The 23,389-nt window shown below is 52.6% G+C and carries 22 protein-coding genes and 1 pseudogene; 10 read left to right on the top strand and 13 right to left on the bottom strand.

Annotated features, from left to right (window positions below; genetic code table 11):
- Positions 1–90: 90 nt before the first annotated feature.
- Complete coding sequence (locus tag ACZRN6_RS15980) at positions 91–1,479, bottom strand: heavy metal sensor histidine kinase (protein WP_019816985.1); 1,389 nt, start codon at positions 1,477–1,479, stop codon at positions 91–93.
- Positions 1,479–2,165 carry a heavy metal response regulator transcription factor gene (locus tag ACZRN6_RS15985; protein ID WP_019816984.1) on the bottom strand — a complete coding sequence of 229 codons (687 nt, stop codon included), beginning with the start codon at positions 2,163–2,165 and terminating at the stop codon, positions 1,479–1,481. Before ACZRN6_RS15985 ends, ACZRN6_RS15980 begins: the two co-directional genes overlap by 1 nt.
- Before the next feature lie 204 nt (positions 2,166–2,369).
- On the opposite strand from ACZRN6_RS15985, the gene ACZRN6_RS15990 reads away from it, so the two are divergent.
- The 3 genes from ACZRN6_RS15990 to ACZRN6_RS16000 all read left to right on the top strand — a co-directional run bounded on the left by ACZRN6_RS15990 (position 2,370) and on the right by ACZRN6_RS16000 (position 5,952).
- Positions 2,370–2,723, top strand: coding sequence for a co-regulatory protein PtrA N-terminal domain-containing protein (locus ACZRN6_RS15990; protein WP_024014911.1), 354 nt, complete (start codon positions 2,370–2,372; stop codon positions 2,721–2,723).
- A 157-nt stretch (positions 2,724–2,880) separates the two neighbouring features.
- Entirely contained in the window at positions 2,881–3,414 is a 534-nt protein-coding gene (locus tag ACZRN6_RS15995; RefSeq protein WP_019816982.1) for a cupredoxin domain-containing protein, read from the top strand.
- A gap of 180 nt (positions 3,415–3,594) precedes the next feature.
- Positions 3,595–5,952 (top strand): heavy metal translocating P-type ATPase, encoded by a 2,358-nt coding sequence (locus ACZRN6_RS16000; protein WP_024014913.1) that lies wholly within the window; start codon positions 3,595–3,597, stop codon positions 5,950–5,952.
- Between the two features lie 20 nt (positions 5,953–5,972).
- On the opposite strand, the gene ACZRN6_RS16005 is transcribed toward ACZRN6_RS16000, so the two are convergent.
- Genes ACZRN6_RS16005 through ACZRN6_RS16020 form a run of 4 tightly spaced genes read right to left on the bottom strand, consistent with a single transcriptional unit; the run spans position 5,973 to position 7,815 of the window.
- Positions 5,973–6,173, bottom strand: a complete 201-nt coding sequence (locus tag ACZRN6_RS16005; RefSeq protein WP_019816980.1) for a DUF1289 domain-containing protein — start codon at positions 6,171–6,173, stop codon at positions 5,973–5,975.
- Positions 6,174–6,175: 2 nt separating this feature from the next.
- A complete protein-coding gene (locus ACZRN6_RS16010) occupies positions 6,176–6,547 on the bottom strand; it encodes a hypothetical protein (protein ID WP_045061253.1) in 372 nt (123 codons plus the stop codon).
- Between the two features lie 39 nt (positions 6,548–6,586).
- Complete coding sequence (gene dmeF / locus ACZRN6_RS16015) at positions 6,587–7,519, bottom strand: CDF family Co(II)/Ni(II) efflux transporter DmeF (RefSeq protein ID WP_019816891.1); 933 nt, start codon at positions 7,517–7,519, stop codon at positions 6,587–6,589.
- A 20-nt stretch (positions 7,520–7,539) separates the two neighbouring features.
- Positions 7,540–7,815 (bottom strand): metal/formaldehyde-sensitive transcriptional repressor, encoded by a 276-nt coding sequence (locus ACZRN6_RS16020; RefSeq protein WP_019816892.1) that lies wholly within the window; start codon positions 7,813–7,815, stop codon positions 7,540–7,542.
- A 361-nt stretch (positions 7,816–8,176) separates the two neighbouring features.
- Here ACZRN6_RS16020 and ACZRN6_RS16025 point away from each other — a divergent pair, with 361 nt between their 5' ends.
- Entirely contained in the window at positions 8,177–8,377 is a 201-nt protein-coding gene (locus tag ACZRN6_RS16025; protein ID WP_019816893.1) for a heavy-metal-associated domain-containing protein, read from the top strand.
- Between the two features lie 110 nt (positions 8,378–8,487).
- Here ACZRN6_RS16025 and flgB read toward each other — a convergent pair whose 3' ends face one another.
- Positions 8,488–8,901: a flagellar basal body rod protein FlgB gene (flgB, locus tag ACZRN6_RS16030; RefSeq protein ID WP_019816894.1), complete on the bottom strand. Its 414-nt coding sequence runs from the start codon at positions 8,899–8,901 to the stop codon at positions 8,488–8,490.
- Between the two features lie 383 nt (positions 8,902–9,284).
- Between flgB and ACZRN6_RS16035 the strand changes: the two genes are divergently transcribed.
- The 6 genes and pseudogenes from ACZRN6_RS16035 (at position 9,285) to ACZRN6_RS16060 (ending at position 14,122) form a co-directional block, all read left to right on the top strand.
- A complete protein-coding gene (locus ACZRN6_RS16035) occupies positions 9,285–9,491 on the top strand; it encodes a co-regulatory protein PtrA N-terminal domain-containing protein (protein WP_019816895.1) in 207 nt (68 codons plus the stop codon).
- 177 nt (positions 9,492–9,668) lie between these two features.
- Positions 9,669–11,645: a copper resistance system multicopper oxidase gene (locus ACZRN6_RS16040; RefSeq protein ID WP_019816896.1), complete on the top strand. Its 1,977-nt coding sequence runs from the start codon at positions 9,669–9,671 to the stop codon at positions 11,643–11,645.
- 12 nt (positions 11,646–11,657) lie between these two features.
- Positions 11,658–11,906: a hypothetical protein gene (locus ACZRN6_RS16045; RefSeq protein WP_131670796.1), complete on the top strand. Its 249-nt coding sequence runs from the start codon at positions 11,658–11,660 to the stop codon at positions 11,904–11,906.
- Complete coding sequence (locus ACZRN6_RS16050; protein WP_019816897.1) at positions 11,878–12,852, top strand: copper resistance protein B; 975 nt, start codon at positions 11,878–11,880, stop codon at positions 12,850–12,852. The genes ACZRN6_RS16045 and ACZRN6_RS16050 overlap by 29 nt, the downstream gene beginning before the upstream one ends.
- 9 nt (positions 12,853–12,861) lie before the next feature.
- A pseudogene (locus ACZRN6_RS16055) lies at positions 12,862–13,665 on the top strand (c-type cytochrome).
- Complete coding sequence (locus tag ACZRN6_RS16060; protein ID WP_032872163.1) at positions 13,655–14,122, top strand: DUF411 domain-containing protein; 468 nt, start codon at positions 13,655–13,657, stop codon at positions 14,120–14,122. The pseudogene ACZRN6_RS16055 and the gene ACZRN6_RS16060 overlap by 11 nt, the downstream one beginning before the upstream one ends.
- 303 nt (positions 14,123–14,425) lie before the next feature.
- On the opposite strand, the gene ACZRN6_RS16065 is transcribed toward ACZRN6_RS16060, so the two are convergent.
- The 6 genes from ACZRN6_RS16065 to ACZRN6_RS16090 all read right to left on the bottom strand — a co-directional run bounded on the left by ACZRN6_RS16065 (position 14,426) and on the right by ACZRN6_RS16090 (position 23,117).
- Positions 14,426–14,758 carry a DUF2790 domain-containing protein gene (locus ACZRN6_RS16065; RefSeq protein ID WP_032872197.1) on the bottom strand — a complete coding sequence of 111 codons (333 nt, stop codon included), beginning with the start codon at positions 14,756–14,758 and terminating at the stop codon, positions 14,426–14,428.
- 187 nt (positions 14,759–14,945) lie between these two features.
- Positions 14,946–16,577 (bottom strand): TniQ family protein, encoded by a 1,632-nt coding sequence (locus tag ACZRN6_RS16070; protein ID WP_225568932.1) that lies wholly within the window; start codon positions 16,575–16,577, stop codon positions 14,946–14,948.
- A 378-nt stretch (positions 16,578–16,955) separates the two neighbouring features.
- The gene (locus ACZRN6_RS16075) at positions 16,956–18,623 is read right to left on the bottom strand and encodes a TnsD family Tn7-like transposition protein (protein WP_082060923.1); all 1,668 of its coding nucleotides are present in this window, start codon (positions 18,621–18,623) and stop codon (positions 16,956–16,958) included.
- 17 nt (positions 18,624–18,640) lie between these two features.
- A complete protein-coding gene (locus ACZRN6_RS16080; RefSeq protein ID WP_019816907.1) occupies positions 18,641–20,101 on the bottom strand; it encodes an ATP-binding protein in 1,461 nt (486 codons plus the stop codon).
- Positions 20,098–22,266, bottom strand: a complete 2,169-nt coding sequence (locus tag ACZRN6_RS16085; protein WP_045061251.1) for a Mu transposase C-terminal domain-containing protein — start codon at positions 22,264–22,266, stop codon at positions 20,098–20,100. Before ACZRN6_RS16085 ends, ACZRN6_RS16080 begins: the two co-directional genes overlap by 4 nt.
- Positions 22,263–23,117, bottom strand: coding sequence for a TnsA endonuclease N-terminal domain-containing protein (locus ACZRN6_RS16090; RefSeq protein ID WP_045061250.1), 855 nt, complete (start codon positions 23,115–23,117; stop codon positions 22,263–22,265). Before ACZRN6_RS16090 ends, ACZRN6_RS16085 begins: the two co-directional genes overlap by 4 nt.
- Between the last annotated feature and the right edge of the window lie 272 nt (positions 23,118–23,389).

Genomic DNA, 23,389 nt, shown 5'->3' on the forward strand with positions numbered 1-23,389 from the left:
AGGACAGGGGAGCTCAATCACTTTGAAAAATCCGCAGAGGCGTAGCAAACGCAGAACGCCAAGACGTCGTTGGTCCCAATGTTTTGTCGCTCAGCTAACCGTGGAATCGACGGCCGGAAACTCAAGATGAAAAGCCGTTTTCCCGTCGCCTGACGTACACCAGATCTTGCCATTGTGCGCTTCGACAATTGATCGGGTAATTGACAGACCTAGCCCTGCGTTGCTCGGACTTCCTTCTCGCCGCGCTGGGTCCACGCGATAAAAACGATCAAACAGCTTTTCAAGGTGTTCGGGGGCAATGGGCTCACCATAGTTTTCCACGACAACCGTTACCGACGCATCCTTGTGCTGAATATCGACACTGATTGACGTCCCTTCATAGGTGTAGCGCAGCGCATTTGAGAGCAGATTGGAAATCGCTCGGTGGAGCATAAGAACATCACCTCGCACGCTCCCCCGTCCTGAAACCTTGAGCTCGATCCCTCGTTCATCAGCCAACAGGCGGTAGTACTCAAGCAATTTTTCCACGACAGCCACCAGGTCTATTGGCTTGCTCTCGTGCGTAATTAGACCATTGTCAGATTTCGCCAGAAAAAGCATGTCATCAATCATCCGGCTCATGCGCTTCAAGTCATCAAGATTGGAGTACAAATTGTCTTCGTAGTCCTCGATGTTTCTTTTTCTCGAAAGCACCACTTCAGTGTGGGTCATCAAGTTGCTCACGGGGGTCCGTAGTTCGTGGGCAATGTCTGCCGAAAAGTTGGATAACCGGACAAATGCATCGTCGAGCCTGGATAACATGGCGTTGAACGACAACACCATCTGTTGAAGCTCTTTCGGAACGGGTGCCAGGGGAATACGCTCCTTGAGTGATTTTGCTGACATGGAGGCAGCAACCCATGTGACCTGGCGGATAGGCCGCATGCCACTGCTAGCTACCATCCAGCCGAGTGCAGCACTGACCAATGCGCTGATCACCAACCCTATCCAAAACCATCGTTCGAGCGTCTCGAAAAAGGACATATGCTGCGTAACGTCAAAAATCAACATGACAGTTAATGGCCTTTCTTGTCCCGTCACTACGGATTGCGCAGTCACACCACGGAACATCTGCTCTTGCTCCCGCCATTCCCAGACGGTTGTGTTTGTGGTTGTTCGAAACGCCTTCGGAACGTCGACCGGGCCGGGATCCGCAAACAGCACCTTGCCGTCGCCATCGATGATAAGCGCAGTCAAATCACGGTGTGCGCCCAGCAGCGCTTCTAACTCCGGTTTAGCCTCGCTGAATTGATCGATGTTGCTCAGCCCGGACAAGATCCGCTGGGTCGAGTGGAGTTTTTCGTACAATGCCTGCTGATCCAGCATCTTGAAATGATGCCGGCTGAGGTTATTGAAACTGAGTCCGGCGACCGTGAGCACGGCCGTTACCGCGAGCATAAACATCAGACTCATACGAGTCGTCAGGGACATCCGGTTCATCACGACTCCGAATCTGGTGCATCGAGCATGTAACCCATTCCTCTTGAGGTATGAATCAACTTGACCTCAAAATCGTCGTCTATCTTGGCCCTGAGCCGTCTCACTGCAACCTCGATAACGTTGGTATCGCTGTCGAAGTTCATATCCCAAACCTGGGAGGCGATAAGAGACTTTGGCAGCACCTCCCCTCGACGACGCAGCAGAAGCTCAAGCAACGCGAACTCTTTGGCCGTAAGGTCTATGCGTTTGCCTCCTCGGATGGCTCGACGCTTGAGCAGGTCCACTTCAAGGTCAGCCAGTTTCATAAAGGTTTGCGAAGGTGCGCTGCTACCGCGACGCAGCAGCGTTCTGACTCGAGCAAGCAATTCAGAAAACGCGAAGGGTTTGATCAGATAGTCATCCGCACCGAGTTCAAGTCCCTTCACTCGGTCTTCAACGCGGTCTCTGGCGGTGAGAAAAAGCACCGGGACGTCTTTCCCGGAAGCGCGCACCTTCTGCAGGACTTCCCAGCCATCCAAACCCGGCATCATGACGTCGAGAATCAGCAGATCATAGGCTTCGCTCAAAGCGTGCTGAAGCGCCTCTTTTCCATTCGTGAAACGGTCGACATTGAACCCGGCCTCGTTGAGCCCTTGCTGCAAATAGATACCTATTTTTGGTTCGTCTTCAGCGACAAGAAGTCTCATGAGGTCGTTCTCAGATAAAGGTTAAGCGGAGTCTGCAACGAAAACTGGCAGCCAACCAGCAACTGACAGAAAAGTAATCTTGGCTTCAGGTAGATGTCAGCGAGTGCTGGCTAGGGTTCAGACATGAGCACTTCATTGGTGCTCGACCGACCTCTGAGCGATGAATCGTATGGAAGTCGGATTCCCTCATGAGGAGCTACCCCGATGAACCACCTGAAAATGCTGTTTTTTGTAAGCTCGATACTGGTCTCGGCTTCTGTGTGGGCTGAAAGCGGCGGAGATCGTGTGATTGAGCGTATGGAAGGTTTGCGCGACAAGGCCGAGGCCACGTTGATGAAAGCTGAACAAGCCCCTGAAGGAGAGCGTCACGTCCACATGGCAGAACACATGAAGATGCTTGGCGACATCATGAGCCAGCTCCACAACGATCACCCAGATGCCTCAATGTCACCCCAACAGCATCTAGCCTGGATGGAGAAGCACGACAAAATTGTTGACGACGTTTTGCGCCAGATGCAGCGCGAGCACAAATTGATGCTTTCAGAAAACCATCAATAAACGCCCCCAGGATAAGTACTTGTCAGCATCTTGTTGCGGCGTCAATTGGACGCCGTATCTATTTAGAAAACTGACAAAGAAGTAATGCCCAAGTCAGTTAGCTGGCAGCTGAGCATCATTAGCATAGCCAATGTTCCCACGTATTCCTGAGGTCACCATGAAAACTACGCTCGCTACCCCGTTCATCGCAGCAATGACCCTTTTTTTCGCTGCTACGGCTATGGCTAATGCTGGGCATGGACAAGACGACATAGGCCAGCCTGGTGTGGCCTCTGACGTTACCCGCACTGTAGAGGTCGAGATGGGCGACATTTTTTTCAAGCCTAAAAGCATCGACGTAAAACCTGGTGAAACAATCCGCTTTGTCCTTCGCAACGAGGGTTCGCTGCTGCATGAGTTCAACATCGGCAAAGCCGCTGCTCATGCAGCACACCAGAAAGAAATGGCAAGCATGTTCAAGAACGGAACATTAAGCCCTACCGGTACCGGGAAGATGAGCGGCATGAGCCACGGCATGGGCGGAATGAAGATGGTCGCAATGGAGCATGACGACCCTAACAGTGTCCTGATTGAGCCTGGCTCAACCCAAGAGCTGATCTGGACCTTCAACGACAGTGCAGGGCTTCAGTTTGCCTGCAACGTGCCGGGGCATTACCAATCGGGAATGGTCGGCGAATTTGATCTGAAATAAACCGGAGTCGGCTGTTTCTGCCGGCCCGACGCAAGAGTTGGCTACGCTAAGTCGCAAGTAACATAGCAACGCTTCTCAGCCGGGGTCCGTGCGGAAACATCACCGCACCACTGTGGAGCCGCAAATCAGCGTTGTACTGAATATGCTCATTTCTAGTAGCACCTTACAAGGGGAATAGACATGCCTACCACCTCTGGCCATCACGACCATAATCACACCCATGCTGCTTCCCGGGATGATGCTGATCTACATGACCCGGTGTGTGGAATGGCAGTCACTTCGTCGAGTAAATTTGCTGAGACTTACCAAGGACAGACGTATCGGTTCTGTAGCCTGAAATGTCAGGAGAAGTTTCGAGCGGACCCTGAGCGCTACAGTGGCCACGTGGTGCGCAACGAGTCAGGCAGCACAACGCCGGAGTCTGCGGTACAAACGGGCACTGAATTTACGTGCCCGATGCATCCTGAAATACGGCAGACCGGCCCCGGTAACTGTCCTAAATGTGGCATGGCACTAGAGCCTGTCATGCCGGCGCTTGATGAAGAAGAAAATCCTGAACTCCGGGATTTCAATCGCCGCTTCTGGTGGTCGCTGCCCTTAACCGTGGTCGTAACCGTGCTCGCGATGGCGGGTCACTCGTTACAACTTCTTCATGGTTCGGCTCAAAACTGGATCGAGTTCGCTCTGGCGACACCCGTGACCTTATGGGCAGGATGGCCTTTTTTTGTAAGGGGACTGGCCTCGGTTAAAAATCGCAGTCCCAACATGTGGACTCTGATTGGGTTGGGCACCGCCGCAGCTTATCTGTACAGCGTCATAGCAACGCTCTTCCCCCAAAGTTTTCCCTCCAATTTCATGCAAGATGGACGTATCGGCGTTTACTTCGAAGCGGCAGCGGTCATCATCTCGCTCACGTTGCTTGGCCAGATCCTTGAGCTCAAAGCCCGATCACAAACTTCCGCCGCCATTAAGTCTCTTCTCGGCCTTTCGCCCAAAACTGCACGCCGGATCAATGCCGATGGCCAGGAGGAAGACATTCCTCTCACACATGTGCACCTGGGAGACCACTTACGGGTCAGACCGGGTGAAAAGGTGCCAGTTGATGGTTCGGTACTTGAGGGTGAAAGTGCGGTGGATGAGTCGATGCTCACTGGCGAGCCAGTCCCGGTAATGAAGAAAGCTGGAGATAGCCTGATCGGCGCCACGCTGAATACGCATGGGAGCCTGGTGATGGAGGCCCAGAAGGTCGGTGCCGAAACCATGCTGTCCCAGATCGTACAGATGGTCGCGAGAGCTCAGCGTTCCAAGGCGCCGATGCAACGAATGGCCGACTCGATTGCCGGCTACTTCGTGATGGGTGTTATCGCGATTGCGATAATGACATTTATCGGTTGGGGGCTTTTCGGCCCTGAGCCCAGTTGGGTGTTTGGTCTAATCAACGCTGTCGCCGTGCTGATCATCGCTTGTCCCTGTGCGTTGGGACTTGCTACGCCTATGTCGATCATGGTGTCGACAGGTAAAGCAGCCAGCATGGGTGTTTTGTTCAGAGATGCCAGTGCAATTGAAAGCCTTTGCAGAATCGACACGCTGATTGTCGACAAGACAGGCACCCTGACAGAGGGACGGCCCGTGTTTCACAGCGTGGAGGCCACTCCCACCTTCAATCCCGACGACGTCCTTCACCTGGCTGCCAGCCTTGATCAGGGCAGTGAGCATCCTTTAGCACATGCGATCGTCGATCACGCCCGAGCCGAGAACATAAAGCTCACCAAGCCCGAATCCTTTGAGTCGGATTCGGGTATCGGCGTCAGTGGCGTTGTCGATGGCAAGAAGCTCCAGCTGGGGAACACAGCGTTGATGGAAGCCGCAGGCGTGAGCACCAACTCCCTACAAGAGCGCGCTGAGGTGTTGCGACTTGACGGCATCAGTATTATCTACCTCGCCGTCGACGGCGCATTGGCAGGTTTGTTGGCCGTATCAGATCCGATCAAGCCAACCTCAAAAGAGGCCGTCACCAAGCTTAAGGCTCACAACGTGAAAATCATCATGGCTACTGGGGACGGGCTTACTACCGCTCGGGCTGTCGCCAGGGAGATGGGGATTGAAGAGGTCCACGGTGAAGTCAAACCCCAAGACAAGGAACGTCTGGTGGCAGACCTACAGCAACACGGGCGAAAAGTGGCCATGGCAGGTGACGGTATCAACGATGCTCCGGCCCTGGCGCGAGCAGATGTGGGGATAGCCATGGGAACGGGGACTGACGTGGCGATGAATAGCGCGCAACTCACGCTGGTCAAAGGTGACCTGATGGGGATCTTACGAGCACGAGCTCTTTCGGTCGCCACAGTTAAAAACATGCGCCAGAATTTGGGCTTTGCTTTTCTCTACAACTCAATGGGTATACCTCTTGCCGCTGGTTTGCTCTATCCATTGACGGGGCACCTCCTGTCGCCAATGATCGCTGCCATAGCCATGAGCGTCAGTTCCGCGTCGGTAGTTTTCAATGCATTGAGGCTGAGGAATACCCGAGTTGACTGACCTTCAAAATTGCAGCGGTTTTAACTCGGGGGGAATGGCGATCCATGTGCTTTCTTCAATCCCTTTAAGCGCGCATTCGCCCTTTGCACAGCGGCCATTTTTTCGGGCCGCTTCATGCGCTTCCACTTTCTGATGTCTTCCTTATTCCGCCCGCAGCTCACACACAGATCACCACTGAGTTGGCAAACCGAGATACAAGGATTCTCGATTTCTTTTGCCATGGTCAGTCCCCCTTAGCTTTATGTAGTTGAGCCACGCGACGTTTCCAGTCGCCTATGTGCGTGCGTTGGCACTCTTGCTCCGAGTCAAAGCGGACATTGCGGTCTGAAACAGGCAGGTCAAGATTGGCCTCTTTCAAGGCGATCGCCGTCAACTCAAAGATGCGGGCCTTCGCGTCAATCTCGGCCCGCTTCCTGTCAGCCAGGGTTTCGAACACCCAGATGACCTTCAGGGTTTCAGCCAACGCACTTAGGTCAGCGGTGTGAGTGAGCCAAATAAACCCCTTTATCTCGTCCTTTGCTGTTTCGCACGCGTCGGTGAGCGTGACGATCAACTGGCGCTCGATCCGAGCCAGTTCACGTTTACCGGGCGGCATCGGTGTGTCCTATAGAGGTTGTGCTGGACAGGCGCTGAGTCATGTCTGCCGGAACTCGACGGTCAGGTGGCTGACTTCGTGAACTGTTTTGAGACGCTCACGAATGCTCTCGGCGTTCACAGTGGCTTCACCTAGAACGCTGACGATCGCCGCGCACGCTTGAGGTCCCACCCTCCAAACGTGCAAGTCTGTAATGGTAGCGCCACCAGGTTTCTCAACGAGTTCGCGGATTTCCTCGGCAACGTGCGCGTCGGTCTGATCGAGCAACACGCCCGCAGTTACCCCCATCAAGGTCCAGGCCCAACGCGCGATAACGATAGCGCCGACGATACCCATGACCGGGTCGAGCCACACCCAACCCAGATATCGACCGGCAAGCAAGGCAGCGATGGCCAGAATCGACGTCAGCGCGTCTGCAACGACGTGGACATAGGCGGACCTCAAGTTGTTGTCGTTTCCGTTGTGGGCATGAGGGTGATCGTGGTCGTGCCCATGTCCATGTCCATGCCCATGCCCATGCCCATGACCCAGCAGCAGGGCACTGACAATGTTGACGAGCAAACCGACAACGGCGATGAGGGTCGCGGTGCCAAACTGAACCGGTGTTGGCTGCAACAAACGCATGAACGATTCAACGCCAATGCCCAACGAAATCATGCCAAGAATCAGCGCCGAGGCGAACCCGCCCAAGTCTCCAACCTTTCCTGTACCGAAACTGTAGCGCTGGCTGGTAGCGTGGCGTTTTGCGTATCCGTAAGCGGCCGCCGCGATGCCCAATGCGCCGGCATGGGTTGCCATGTGGAAGCCATCGGCCAGTAACGCCATCGAACCCGTGATATAGCCGGCGGTGATCTCCCCGATCATCATTACCACCGTGAGTGCTACAACCCAAAGCGTACGCTTGGCATTCTCATCGTGCGCTGAGCCTAGAAACACGTGGTCGTGTGTGTAATCGATGTCGGTCCTGCTCATACGTGTTTACCTGGATGCATTCACTTGGAGTACCGGCGGATAGCTTCAAGAAGCTCTTCGACGCCCTTGTTACGCTCTTCTTCGCTGAGCGCGGGGTTCGCGACATGTGCTCGTGCGTGATCCTCGATGATCTCCTCCATCAGCCCGTTGATGGCACCCCGAGTGGCCGCAACAAGATGTAGTGTCTTGGCGCAGTCGAAGTCCGATTCCAATGCTCGTTCAACAGCTTGAATTTGCCCGGCAATACGTTTTACACGTTTAAGAAGATCGTCTTTGTGTGATGCGATATGACCCACGCTATACCCCCCCTACCTATATAGGGTCGCATGATAGGCCTCCCCCCTATACCTATGCAAGGTTCGCGGGAGGACAGATCAAAGCCGTTGACGAAACGAGAGGCATACAAAATCGTTGGATCAAGCGAGAGAGCCGCAATGTTGCCGTTAGCCGACCTTTACCGACGAGAACAATAGGGCGCACTCCTGGAAACCGTTCAAATGGTAGCGAGCTAATTAGCAGCCGAGTGGTCAAGTCCCGTAAAACTTCTCGAAATCTGCGCTCACGGCTTTGATTAGATAATCGTTGACCTTGCCATGGTGTCAACGTCGATGCTGTCGCTGCGGGGAAAAGACACCGCTCAGCACGAGGGTAATTCACATGGTCGTCTTAGATGTATCAGGCATTGGTTGCGGCAGCTGCGTCGGCAAAATCACCAGAGCGATCCAGGCACTGGACGACAACGCTACGGTCTCCGTCGATCGATCAACCGGTAAGGTGAGTGTTGAAAGTAGCGAAAACGCTGAACAGCTCCGTAAAGCTGTGGAGGCTGTTGGTTTTCCTTCCAAGATCAGCCATTGAATGGAGACGCCTGCTCCTGAGTAGAGCGTCGTCTGATGGTGAATACCTTTGAATCCGAAAGTACCTGAGCCGCTGTATCGGCCAAAGTTGGCTCGCATGCGCCTATGCTGCTAGTCACCGCGCAGAGCTTTGAGCAAACCCTTGAATGCTCCATTTAGCCGAGTAAAAGCGGCATCGAAACGTATCGCGTTTTCCGTGTATTTCGCGACCTCGACCTGCTGATCGACAGTATTTTGGTCCAAGGCAGGCTGAGCCGGCGTGCTGTAAAGCAAGTCGCGCCCGTATATAGCCACCGCCGATTCTTTCTTAAGAAAATGCTTTGCGTTTGTTGTTTTCAAAGAAAACGCAGTGGTAGCAGGTTCTTTGGTTTGGCTGGCGAGCACAGTAGAAAAATCCAAGTCTTGGGCTTTGAAGTTCGGAGTGTCAGCGTTCGCGATATTGTTACTTAAGATCTCAGCTCTTTGGCCACGATAAACTAACGCTCTTTCTGCGGAGCCTAATGCTTTCTCAAAATTAATACTCACAATTAATCACCCTCGGTGGCATTACTATCTTCTTTGATCATTGAACACCCAGCTGTTGCAGCAGAGCATTCAAGTCTCCTATTAATTTTAATGCAGAGACCTAGAACATCGCCTCCGTGAGAATTAATGGAACCCAAAGCAATGATTACACTTCAATCTTATATTCAATAAAAGTCGCGCAATGCGAAAAGATGGAGACCATACGTATTAAATAGCGTGTACTTCAAGAAAAATATTCCAAACTGACACAACTGTAATATTGGCCTAAGCTTCCTGACAGGGGGTGTCTCTTATAGTCCAACTGAGTCTTTTGCTCACCCCCAAAGAGTCCAATCCATGATGTGATTCAGAGGGGATATTTTCACACATCTGAGGTAGCCCATATGAACACCATCAAAACCTTGTTCGTCGTCGCAGCGCTGACTGTTTCCACTCTGGCCATGGCTGAAGGCGGTGGTGACCGGACTTTCGCACGTATGGAAGTGGCCAGGACGAATTCGATGGAATCGTACCAGGTAGCTCAAACGCAGAGCGCTCAACCGCCTGTCGCTGAAAGCAAAGCCAAAGCGATGGACCATAAAAACTGCTGAACGATCAGGCACGCGGCCAAGCTGACAGAAATGTAATCACGAAGGTGGTTTAGATGTGGCAATTTCTGAGCTCGCTTGCAATGAAAAATTCGTCTTTTTTTCGGTACGCGAAGCTCATCTTGCCAACTCACGGGTTGATTTGAACGGCTCCCTTTTGACTGATTGGAAATAAACGGCATGCATTCCAAAACCTCTAGACGGACATTCGTTAAAGGCCTGGCCGCCGGCGGCATCCTTGGTGGCCTTGGTCTGTGGCGCACTCCTGTATGGGCAGTGACCAGTCCCGGCCTGCCGAGCGTCCTCACCGGCAACGAATTTGATCTGTTTATTGGTGAAACGCCGGTAAACATCACTGGCTCGCCGCGCACAGCCATGACCATCAATGGCTCGTTGCCGGGGCCTTTGCTGCGTTGGCGCGAAGGGGAGACGGTCACTCTGCGCGTGAAGAACCGTCTGGATCAAGACACCTCCATCCACTGGCACGGCATTATTTTGCCTGCCAACATGGATGGCGTACCGGGTTTGAGCTTCCACGGCATCGCGCCCGACGGCATGTACGAATACAAGTTCAAGGTGCATCAAAACGGCACGTACTGGTACCACAGCCATTCTGGGTTGCAAGAGCAGGCAGGTGTTTACGGGCCAATAGTCATCGATTCGAAAGAGCCTGAGCCGTTTCAATACAATCGCGACTATGTGGTGATGCTGACTGACTGGACCGATGAGGATCCTGGGCGCGTCATGGCCAAACTCAAGAAACAATCGGACTACTACAACCACCACAAACGTACCGTGGGCGACTTCATCGACGACGTCAGCAAGCAAGGTTGGTCTGCTGCCGTCGCCGACCGGAAAATGTGGGCCGAAATGAAAATGAACCCAACTGATCTGGCAGACGTCAGCGAGGATACTTACACCTACCTCATGAATGGCCAAGCGCCGAACGGCAACTGGACCGGTATTTTTAAGCCTGGCGAGAAGCTACGCCTGCGCTTTATCAATGGCTCAGCGATGAGCTATTTCGATGTTCGCATTCCTGGTTTGAAAATGACCGTGGTGGCGGCCGACGGCCAATATGTCCAACCAGTCAGTGTCGATGAATTCCGAATCGCCGTGGCAGAAACCTATGATGTGATTGTTGAGCCTGCCACCGAGGAGGCTTACACAATCTTTGCCCAGTCCATGGATAGAACCGGCTATGCGCGGGGGACCTTGGCAGTTCGTGAAGGACTGAAAGCACCGGTACCGGCGATCGATCCGCGTCCGCTGTTGACCATGGATGACATGGGCATGGGCGGTATGGCTGGCATGGACCATGGCAGCATGGCTGGCATGGGCGGCGGCGATATGAAACAGGGTGACATGTCAGGTATGGCTGGCATGGATCACAGCAAGATGCAGGGAATGGACCAAGGTGACATGACCGGGATGACCGGCATGGGCAGTGGTGACATGACCAACATGGCCGGCATGGACCATAGCAAGATGGCAGGTATGGACAAAGGTGACATGTCCAACATGGCCGGCATGGACCACAGCAAGATGGCGGGGATGGACAAAGGCGACATGTCCGACATGGCCGGCATGGACCACAGCCAGATGGCAGGGATGGGCGGTATGGGAGGCGAGATGCAATCTCACCCAGCGTCCGAAACCAACAACCCGTTGGTTGACATGCAGGCCATGAACCCAACGCCAAAACTGAACGATCCAGGTATCGGTTTGCGGAACAACGGTCGACGGGTGCTCACTTACTCAGATCTGAAGAGCACTTTCCAGGACCCTGATGGCCGAGAGCCCAATCGCACCATTGAGCTGCATCTGACCGGTCACATGGAAAAGTTTTCCTGGTCCTTCAACGGCATCAAATTTTCTGATGCTGAGCCCCTTCGTCTCAAGTACGGGGAGCGTCTTCGCATCACCTTGGTAAACGACACCATGATGACGCACCCCATCCACCTTCATGGAATGTGGAGCGACCTTGAAGATGAAAACGGCAAGTTCATGGTACGTAAGCACACAATCGACATGCCACCGGGTACCAAGCGCAGCTATCGAGTAACCGCCGATGCTTTAGGTCGCTGGGCCTATCACTGCCACCTGCTTTTCCATATGGAAATGGGCATGTTCCGTGAAGTACGGGTTGATGAGTAAAGGAGACGATCTGTGAGCACACACCTAAATCGTAAATCGCTGATCGGTTGCCTCTTTGCTTTTGGCCTGATGGGTGGATTCTCCTGCGTAGCATTGGCAGTCGAAGAACGTGGTGATCCTTCACCTGCTACTTCTGCGGATGCGCCGAACAAGACTGCGACCACGTCAAACGAGGCAACGCCGAATCACGCGACGATACCTCATACCAAGATGCGCCATGAGTCGATGGATCATGACCATGAAAACAAGAAGGCGGATTGAGATCATGACCAAGAATTTTTTACGCCCAACGTTGATGGTATTGGCAGTTTCTACGAGTCCTGTCTTCTTTGCCGTGGCTCACGCCGCTGAAGAGATGGATCACTCGAAGATGAACCATGGCTCCATGGGAGCGATGGACCATAGCAACATGGGGGCTATGGACCACAGCAAGATGAAAATGGACGACGGTCAAATGACCGGCATGGAAAGTATGGATGAAGGGACGACGACAACCAGTCGAACCCCTGTCCCCGTACTTACCGATGCTGACCGTGCAGCCGCCTTTCCAGATGTCGCTGGTCATGGTGTCCACGACAAAACAATCAACTCTTTCATGCTGCTGGATAAGTTTGAATACCAGGATGCTGACAACGGTAGTGCGTTGGCTTGGGATGCGAAAGGATGGATCGGCGGTGACATTGATCGACTGTGGTTGCGCTCGGAAGGCGAACGTACCAATGGCGTGACGGAAAGTGCTGAATTATCCGCGCTCTGGGGGCACTCCATCGGACCGTGGTGGGACGTCGTCACCGGTGTACGACAGGATTTCAAACCAGGGTCTCCTCAAACCTGGGCCGCACTCGGCATTCAGGGCATGGCCCTCTACAACTTCGAGGCCGAAGCGACTGCCTACATCGGTGAGAACGGTCAATCGGCTGCTCGACTGGAAGGCGATTACGACATTCTGCTGACGAATCGATTGATCTTGCAGCCGACGGCCGAGGTCAATTTTTATGGGAAGAATGACCCTCAGCGCGGCATCGGGTCCGGATTAGCCAACACCGAAGTGGGGCTCCGATTGCGTTATGAGATTGTCCGCCAATTTGCCCCTTATATCGGGGTGAGTTGGAGCCGTTCCTATGGCAATACGGCAGACTTTGCACGTGAGGAAGGTGAAGATGCCAGCGAGGCACGCTTTGTCGCCGGTATCCGGATGTGGTTCTGAGAACCGGGCATGAAGATTACACTGAAGGCACTGATAGCTGCTGGTCTGGCCACCGTAGCAGCGGCTGCCGGCGTGGTATATTTCGGCGTGATCAATGTCGGGGCGGATGATCCCCACTCTGCCCCTGTCTACGCGCTACTTTCTATTGCTCGGGATCGCTCGATCGAAGTGCGCTCGCGCGACATTCAGGTCCCCGACCTGAGCCAAGAAGCCCTCATCCGTGAAGGTGCTGGCAACTACAACTCGATGTGTGTCGGTTGCCATTTGGCTCCGGGCCTTACAGGCACCGAACTGAGTAACAGCCTTTACCCCGCACCTCCGAACCTTTCAAAACTGGGCGTCGATGGGCACCCAGCCGCAGCTTTTTGGATCATCAAGCACGGCATCAAATCCACCGGCATGCCCGCGTGGGGCAAAAGCATGGCCGATCCGTACATATAGGGGATGGTCGCATTTCTCCAGCAGCTTCCGTCACTTGATACAGAGCAATACAAAGCCCTGATCACGAGTAGCGGTGGCCATCAACACGGTGGTGGCGAAAGCGTGATGCACAACCATGAGGGTCAACATGGAACGACCCAGGGGCAAAGTGGCGCAGGTGCTGCCAACCAAAGGGCGGAAGTCCGCGCTAATGATGACGAGAAAAACACGGCACATGCCCATGGCCCCTCCGCAGCGCCGTCTGCAAAGGAGCCTGCGGACCACGCCGATCATAAGGGTAGGGAAGCTTCAGATGACGCGGCCCCGACTCCAACCGTACAGCCCAAATCACATACACATACTGATGGGAAGGAACATACCCATGCGAAATAATTCTCTTCGTCGCAGACGGGCACTTCGTCTCGCTGCTCTCGTGGCTCTGTTCATCAGTTCAGCCAGTCACGCAGCAGAGCCATTGACGATCGATGTACATCGCGACGCTAATTGCGGATGCTGCAAGAAATGGGTCCAGCACCTTGAAGCCAGCGGCTTTACCGTCGTTGATCACGTGGAAACCAACATGAGCGCGATCAAGCGCGGTCTCGGGATTTCTCCTGAGCTCTCGTCCTGTCACACAGCAACCATCAACGGAAAGTTTGTTGAAGGTCACGTGCCCGCCGAGCAAATCATTGCGATGAGCAAACGTGATGACCTGCTCGGGATTGCCGTTCCAGGCATGCCGGCCGGCTCCCCAGGAATGGAAGTGGACGGGAAACATGACGCGTATAACGTAATCGGCTTGTCAAAGGCAGGCACAGACCACGTCGTTGCTGAATACCCCGAAAACTGATCTTCTAATCTCACTCCTGCATGGTGAAGGTCATGGCCGTGCAGAGGACATAGCTCATTTCGAACGTAAAAAAGGCGCCACTAGGGCGCCTAAACCACCTCCCAAACCAAAGGAAAAACAAGGAGGCGGGATGTATCAGGTGGTCGAGCAATTGTTTACTGCACGTTAGAAACCCTTCGACTGACGGAATGATTTCATAAAATGGATAACTTCAGGCTTTCCTGAAAATTACTTCTACGTCAGCGAGCAGTAAGCTAGTTTCGGACAAAGGAGAATTATGCAGTTCTTAAATAATTTCATTGTCTAGCTTCCATGGGGGCAGTTGTCGGCCATGACCTTATATTCCACGGTGTTAAGCTTGCCCGTAGAGTCTTCATAGGTCATGCGCGAAGGGGCAACCCCACAGGTTTTATTGGCTTGCGTGACACTGACGACCTTGTGGATATCGAGGTTCATACCATATTCATAATGAACAACTTCAGGAGGAGTCTTGCCGTTCCTTGAGGCATATTGCTCCATTGCTTGTTGGTTCTCTTGCATCATTCGACCATACACGCGGTCACCGCCACCTTCAGCCATGGCTAATGAAGATAAGGTCAAAATCGAAGCGGCGCAAAACGCTTTCACTGCTGTCATTGCTTTCATGATTTTCTCCTAAAGCTCAATTTACTGAGTTAAAGAGTAACAAGTGAAAGCTTTCAGAAAGCTGCCGCGAAGGTTACTAATGTGAAAGGTGGACGCTACCCCGCATTTACGCTTTCAAGCCAGATGGGATTTTTGTTAACACCAAAGGTTGGCAGACGCTGACGGAACAAAGATGCCCTCAAAAGCTTATTTGAACCGGTGGTCCCTCCCAATTCCTCGATACGCCGGTAGACCTGAGCAGGGCCTCCGCGTCGACCCCGGTTCTTGCCAGGCTTTCCAGATCCCACTCGAAGAAACTGCAAAAAACCAGGAAAACCTTGCTTGATACCGCTGAGGTCAATCTTACCGTCGAGTAATTCACGGGGAGCTTCATCCTGATGAGTTCAGAGACAGTCCACACCAAAGTTCTTAGACGAAAATGCCATACTGACTCCTGATGAATCTTGATCTGTTGATAAGTAAGAGGGAACCTCTGCTTGCGTAGATCCAGCTCATGAGGTAACGAACCTGGGAGCAGCGATTGCAAATTCCGAATGTTCACTCTCTTCGGATCTTTCGTAACTTTATACAGCTCATCTACGCCCGCTTCGATAAGGGCTGCATAGGCGTCGTCTCTTGAGTCGACGGACTTTTCGACCTTAACTGTAGCTTTTTTAGGGGCATGGAGTTTTGCCATTAACCATGCGTTATCATTTTCTAGAATCCATTGCGTAGGTTTGTACGCCTTCTTCCAGAGGTACTCGATATTGGCATCGGTACGTAGCGCTAAAAGCAACTCGATTTTTTGGCGATATCTAGTTTTTTGACTAAGACGCGATTCTTCGACTTTGGGCGCTCGCGGAGAAACAGCGGCACTCAGCAGAATAGACTCATTCTTCAGAGCCTCTTCAAAGCCATCTGCACTGGAAAACAAATGAAGAGCAATGATCAAATGCCGCGCGAGCGGCATATTTAGCTGACCTTTATCTGATTTGAGCCGGATCCATTGCTCATGCTTTCCGGTGTTGTAGGCTGGATCAATCTGCGCCAAAAGCTCATCGCCGTAAGCGCTTTGGATGCTGTCGAATAGTTTTGCGATACCCGCATTTTTTCCGAAAATGAATCCGCGTTTCTTGCATTGGCGGACGTAGCACGAACTTAATACCGTACTGCCTATCGGAGGGATATTGCGTTGCAGGATATCGTGTGCGAACAGAGCGACTTTCTGTTCCATCTTTGACCCCTTGTGTATTGCTGCGCTGTTTAACGGGCTCCAGCCGCATGCGCATGGCTCAGTCAGATTGGGAAGCAGCTTCAATTTACGGTAGAACGGGCGAGAGCACTCGGGGCAGGCATGGATCAATGCGTCGCCATGACGCCAACAGACGGCAACACCGGGTATCTGGTGAGATCGATGCCAGTAGGCAGAACCCCGCTCAATCAAATCTTCCTGAACGCAGGTAGGACAAAGCTTAGCCTTGCCATGGGTGGACTCTTCTCTGCGGGGCACCCGTACCACCCCGTCATAACCCAGTGGCCCTACGTCGTTCTCTGGCCCCTGCTTAACCCCAAGAAACGGTCGGTAAGCAGGAAAAGTAGTATTGCTTCTGATCAACTCTGCGAGATTGCTCTCCGATTGCCCCGGCAGCCTGTGCGCGAGCCTCTCGATCTGCTTGGGTACGATGCCACCGATGCAAAAGGGTTTCGATGCGAACAAATCGCGATAGGTTTCCGTCGCGGTTCTGTTACCTGACAGATAGTGATATCGGGTGACACGAGAGTAAAGCATTTCATCCGGCATCGAAACGGGGAAAAATAATAGATCAGACATCATTTACCGATTAAAGGTAGGGCTCGAAGAGAATGTGCATCCGGGGGCAGTATATATGCAACCCCTAAAATTCTGCATCCGGTCTGGATTTGAAATGACAAGCCGCTCAACTTTGAATCGTAGTGAATTCATCTAAATCCTGCCGCGCCCGTATTCCTCGAATACAAAACACGTATCGATAAACCCGCGTAGGTCAGCCCATGCCGGTTGCAAAACTATTTCCGTTGATCGCGGGTTAGTACGTTTACATGCTGATCGTGATGATCCAGCGTATGCCGGACCTATTCTGGAGGGGAATTTTTTCATTAACAGAAAAATAATGGGTTTATGGTGAATTGATTTAGAACTTTTTAGATGGAGGGGGAATGCCCAGCTGGATTACAGCATGGGTCGAATGCTCGCGACCCTGTAGAGCGAAGAACGTGATACAGCCTTGCCCTCTGAGAGCAATTGGCGTCTAGCCCATCGCAGACGCCTATCGTGAAAGCCTTCGATTGGTTCACATACTTTTTCGAGCATTGCTGCACACAGAGGAAGCTTGCAAAGCTGCTTTTCGAAGCGAGAAAGAACATGAAGCTCCCGACCTATCCTGGTACGCGAAATGCGGACAGGCTTACCCGCAAGAGCATAAAGCGCGTCGGCACACTGACGGACTTCGCCGGCCAGTCTCGCATCGAGGGCAGCGAACATTTCGGTGCTATTTAGACGAGGCGTACGATGGGGGCTTGGGTTTGCAGTTGACTCCGAAAGCCACTGCTTATCGTGGCGATACAGCCACGCATACCCCCTGCATGCATGTGCTTTGTAAAATCGATAATCAGCCTCGAAAGCCGCGCGTCTTGCGCATAGCTCAGTGTGAAATCGTGCCTCCCTCCAAGCATCTTGCCCGCCGGGTACATTTCTGATGTGACGATAGACATACGCTGATGAAACGCCTAGAACGGCAGCGATCTTTTTGGCATCAGCTCCTTCAAGAGCATGTTGCCACACAGCGGCTGACGAACAGTCCAGGCCTTCACCAGGCATCACCGGAGAAAGGCGCGCGTGAAGCCGAATGTGAGCTTTCGGATCACATGCCACCGCCTCTTTCACTGGGCATTGACCATGAAGCAAGCTCACCATTTCAACGCCCAGAGCACCGGCCAATAAAATGTATTTGAGCGGATGGTGAGAGGTTATAGGCGTACGAAGCAGCTTCGTGACCCATGAGGCGGGTGTACCTGCACGAACATCTCCGAGTATAGAAAACTCCCATTCTCGCGGGAGTGCAGCAAAAAAATCGGCCATGTGCTGCGCCAGCATGTGCAGGTGCAAGCGATGGTTATCAGAAGCAAGGTTGAGCTGCGTTGCCCTGTGTAAAAGCGTGAAGCGCACCGCCTCCGCCGACAAAGCAGTGACGTCAGACTCGAGGACCTGAAGTGAGCGCAACGCTATTTCGTGAAGCGGTGGCATGCACCGCAACGGGGTGTCGAGAAGTACTGTGTGTGCTTGCACATTCTCATCATTGGGCAGATTGAGTTGTCGAGAGCTGCGGCTGGACCAGCGAGGATCAAGGATCCTGAGTGACGTACCGTGATGCGGACATACCAGCACGCCTGGAAGCATGTGGACCCTGTGCCAGTAAGCGACTCCCCGTTGAGCCTGATCTTGTGCGATACATTCTGGGCATAACCGCACTCGGGAGGCGAATCCAATACGGCTCGCGTTGACGCCCAGCTTCAACATCAAGCCTTTCCCATCAGCGGTCATCAGCGTCCGAGCGTGTTCGACCTGGCTCATCCTCAAAAACGGCGCATAGTAGGGTAATAATGTGTGGCGCATGAGGACCTCGGCTACCGATAGCTCAGTACCGCTGGGTAGCGCATCGACAAAATCCCCTAAATGACTCGGGAATGCCACATTTTGCGAAAAAGCTGCCGCCGATTTCAGTCCGGCAAATGCTGCTTGGCAATTACGAACACCGCAAAGACGGGCATAACGAGAAATCACGCTGTGCAGCGTCTCGTCGGGAAACGCGGCGGGGAAGAAATGGAGTTTAAGTTGCACTTCACCCCCCCTCCGACTCACGCTTTGTGATACATCGGTGAGAACTCAAACAGGTCCTCGTTGAGCCAGCCCGCAGCGCGCAGAGCGTCGAGGGGAGCGTCATGTTCGCTAAGCGCTTTAGCCTCTGAGTTTTCCACAGCAGTAGCAATCGGCGATGGGTGATCTTTCGCAAAAATGGTCGGAGATGGGTCTACCGGCTTCTCACGGGATACAACGCTTCGAAGCAAGGTGAGGCGATCCTCTCGTGCCAATCCATCGAAAACCATCATTTCGCTCAGCTGATCCTCAATCGGCAGCAAATCGTCAAACTGTCGCATCCGCTTCGGATCACGGCTACGCAGAGCTGAAAGGGCTGGCTTTAGAATCTGCATTTTTGAGTTGCTTACCTTCACCAGGATCTCGGCAGTCAAACACTCCGAGCCACTCTGGACCGCATAACGCTGACTCAATACCAGCAGCTTGACCAGGAAATCCGTGACGCCTTGAGTGTGCTCATACAGCGTGTCAAAAATCTCGTCGGTCAGCTCAGCCGTCTGTTTGCACCACTGATAGCTCCAGAGATTTTCGACCAACAACCGCCACTCCTCATCATCCTTTTCGAATCGTTTGAATTCGAGCGTACCAGCACCACAAACTCGGCGGGCAGTCCGCATGGCTTCTGAGAACAGGCTAATCGTCGAGTTCGTGCCACTGAAAACCACCGGGATACCGATGTTGTTTACCAAGTGCAGGAAAAAATTCAGCATGCTCTCCTTACCACCGGTTTTCGCCAGGTGGAGGTTTTGCAGCTCGTCGATCAACAAGGCGCCGATGAAAAACGTGCTGGCCACCTGCTCCATCTGTTGCAGCGCATCATTGATGTTTCGATGCCGGTAGCGCTTGTGGTAGTCCTTGTCTCCTAGAGCGTCTCCAACCGCATAAAAAAACTGCTGGCAAAATCCAGCCAGCGATCCATCCCGAGGGCAGTCAAGCTTCAGCCATGTGATTTGGGTATGAACAAACTGCTTTCCCTCATAGCGCTCATGACGGATTGTCTGTGGATAAAGGCTCAAGATGGCGTGGAGTGCCGTTGACTTGCCAATGCCGCTCAGGCCGACGACCGTAAACGTTTCTGCAGTGGACTTGAACGCATCGTGGTAACGCTGAGCTCCCGATAAAGAATGCAAATGCCGGACGGTAGCGGGCGACATCGGGTTACGCCCGACATACCCTCGACGGATGAGCAGTGAGAACAGGGCCTCCAGTTCCAGATGTAGCAAGAACGGCTGTACGACGGTTCTCAGCCTGTCGATACAGTGAATTCGAGTGGCTCCTTCGAGCGTCAGCTCTTTCGGATCCACCGGCTGAGGAAAGTTCGAAATCAGTTCAACAGCCGCCGCCTCCGACAATATCGGAGGCAAAGCTTCGATAAGCGGGTTACCCGCATACTCACTAATGTCCTGTCTGACGTAATTGGCAAACGTCTGTGCACCTTTCATTTTGCCTGTCCTGGCCGAATTCTTTTGAGCAAATCGATAACCTGAGCGGTGCGCTCACCGGCATATGAATCATGCGCTTTCTGTGTCGTTTCAGATTGAAGTGAAGCTGGCTCCACCCTGACGCCTTCAGGAACAACCGCATTTTCACGCTCGCGGAGACGTTCTTCTGCGCGGTTCTCGCGGATGTTTCCAGTGGCCTCTGCCTTAGTAGGCGGAGCAGGTTCCTGTTTTCGTTCTGCGAGCGCGTGACTGATGATCTGGTGGACCTGATCGCTAAGCTGCACACGGCTTTCCAGCTCAGCTCGACGGCGAGTAGGCGGTTTTTGGCGATAGGCTTCGAGCAGATCAAAAATCTCGTCCGAGCGATAATTCGCGTAACCGGCATCCGATCGTCGAAGATCACAACGGATAAACTGCTTGGCCTCTCCTTGAATCCAAATGTGTGCCGCAGAGTTCGGATCGAACCAACACTCTATTGACCAAACGCCCCCTTTGCGAGCCTTGGCAAACCAATCTTTCTCTATGGCCATATCACACACGTAGTGCATGCCGCGAAACATCACTCCGCCCTTTTGAACGGTCGCGCGCTCACGCGGTAAAAGGTGGAGATAAACCAGCTCGTCGGGACGTTTGTTGGATTCGATCAGGTCGTTGTCGCAGGCCCAATTCCATATACCGTTAGGCGTAGGTTCTACGCCGTCATTCATCATCGCTTGAGTCAGTCGGTCAGGCTGTCGATGGTGACGGTTATAGTGGAGCACGCAATTGATGAGGATTTGGGTGAACTCTTTGAGGTTCAGCGTGGCATCGAGCCGGTAATCTCGCTCGCCGCGCTCTTTGTCCCGCGCAGCTACCCCGCCAGGTAGCCACCTGATACCCGTCAAATCATTCAAAATGCCAAACCGACTTTCTACCATAGGCTTCCAATCAGGCCGATAAGGTGGGGCAGTGCCCATCTCAATTCCCAACCCTGAGGATAACCCCTCTGCTGCGAGTGACAGCATCTCTCCCCGGTCGGCGTAAATCTGGTGGGGCAGGTGGTGACAATTCCAATCATCTGCATTGATGTCAACGCCGTTCTGAGCGCAGAACTCGACTTTGGAGGTAAACGCGTTGAACAGCGCTTGTCTCGCCCCATTCCAACTAGGGCCCTCCAATCCTACATAGAGACCAGCAATTATTCCGGAGAAACTATCCACTACGATATAAACAACGGGCCGACCAATGAGCATCCGTCTAGAGTAGCTGTTGACCAAATAAATATCGGCAATCGTTGCGTCGATTTCGAACTGATGACAGGGTCCACGCAGCCAATCTCGAACGGTACCTGAAAGCGGACGGCAATCCTTTAACCACCTCCTCAACCCTTTACGGCCACGCTCGGTTTCAATCTCGTCGAAAAAAATCTGTCCCCAATATTGGAACTGCCTCAAGCTGGGGAGTTCTGAACCAGGCAACAAACGAAGCTCTTCTTCACTGTTTTTAGAGATGTCTCGAACAGAGTAGAATCGTCTCAACATTTCGTCATATGCGCTCGAAATAGATGATTTCTTATCTCTTACATAAAGAGCATATCCAACACGGATGCATCGTTTATCAACTGCACTGAGCATCTTGGAAGGCGAAGTAAGAACGCCTTGAAATTTAGGCTTTCGCCCTGGTGGCCTGCTCGGATCATATTTTCTATCGGCAACACCTACCGCCGTATAATTATTAAGCAATGAGTTGCGAACTTGACCATAAAACCAATATCGGTAAAGAAGCCGATAGATCGTTTTCCGCTGGATTCCGAGCTCTGACGCCCGTCTGCTAACAAGCCGGCCTAACTCACCTCGTACAAATATTTGTCCCGGGTATTCAGGATCTAATAGAGGGGCGATGACGGCCCACTTTTCGTCCCGGCCTTGCTTGGCTCTCTCATCCAACTGTTCCTCAAGCACAAGCATAAACTCGGGCGTGGTGATGGCTGCTGGTTTGGTGTGACCAGACGCTATCGAGCGACGCAGCTCATCCAGACCAACCGCGTACGGCTGCCGGGGTGGGTCAGCTAGATCCATCAAAACTGCTAAGTCATGCGTTTCATCCTGGTAAAGGAGCCTGGCTATCGTAGCAATGACCGACAGATCGGTTACAGGCTCGAAAACGTCATTAACGAGAACAGTCATGATAATTTCTCCTTCAACGATACTTGGACAGGGCCCGGTGAAACTTCGAAGCCAGGAACTAGACCAGTAAGGTGGAGAGGAGTGTTAACCAAATCGATTTTCAGTATCTTGTTCCAAACCAGATGAAAGAAAATTGCTTGAGCGTCTATATAGGAAATGGACAGAAGTGATGCTATTTTTCTTAGACAGGTGGCCAAGGTCCACGAATATTCCCGGCTGTTTACAAGGCACTCGATAAAACTCGAATGCAACGGCGCTTTCATTAAATCACGAGAGAGCTTCGAGTACCTCCTGATTAGTCCAAGATTTTTAATCAAATCTCGTGTAAAAAACTCGTCTGTTACGATTTTCCAATCAACACCTTGGCTTTCCCAAAAACGCTTTTCAATTTCAAGTTTTTCAAGCGTTCTTTTACTTCCATTGCCAATTAAATCGGAACGATACTTCACCGTCCTAGCTACCGATTTGAAGTTTCCGCTCGGGTCCTTAACAGTTAACAGGAAGTCTGTTGTCATCACATAAGGCAGTGTTGTTCTAGGGTATCTTGGATAGCGTACATCGATCGCCGACGCTATCGCTTGCGCACGCTCTGTGGGTAGTAAAGGGTATTGCTCCCGTATATCCACGACGTCTTCAGAAAATTCACACACAAGGAAGTACGAACGCTCGAGATCTGACAGGAGGTGATGAATCCTCTCGATCTTCACGCCTTGAATCTTGTGCGAACGACCTATCGACGGGACATCTTGTACCCGCAGCCAAGGCACGTAGCTTGCCCCGGCGCCTTCGCCAAATCCATTTGCAATGTGCCGTTCAATGTCCTGCTGTGATGCAAACTTACGACCTCGCAACCCACGCCTCCTCAGTCGATGCGGACCGCTTCACCTCGCGCCGAGAAAAAGTCGTAGAAGGACACGACCGGCAAAGCGGCCGTATACAAAACGTTTTCTAGACTACACCCGCTGAAAGTTGAAGCGATGATTCCAGACCAAAGGGAAAGCCTGGAAAGGAAAACCCCCGTAGATACGGGGGTTTGAGCCTTGTGTCAATCTATGTTCGCCAGTGTCAAACTTTATTGTTTTGTGTCAATCTTTATTGTTAAAAACCAGGGGGTTTTGGTGGT

Source organism: Pseudomonas sp. A125, assembly GCF_055409485.1.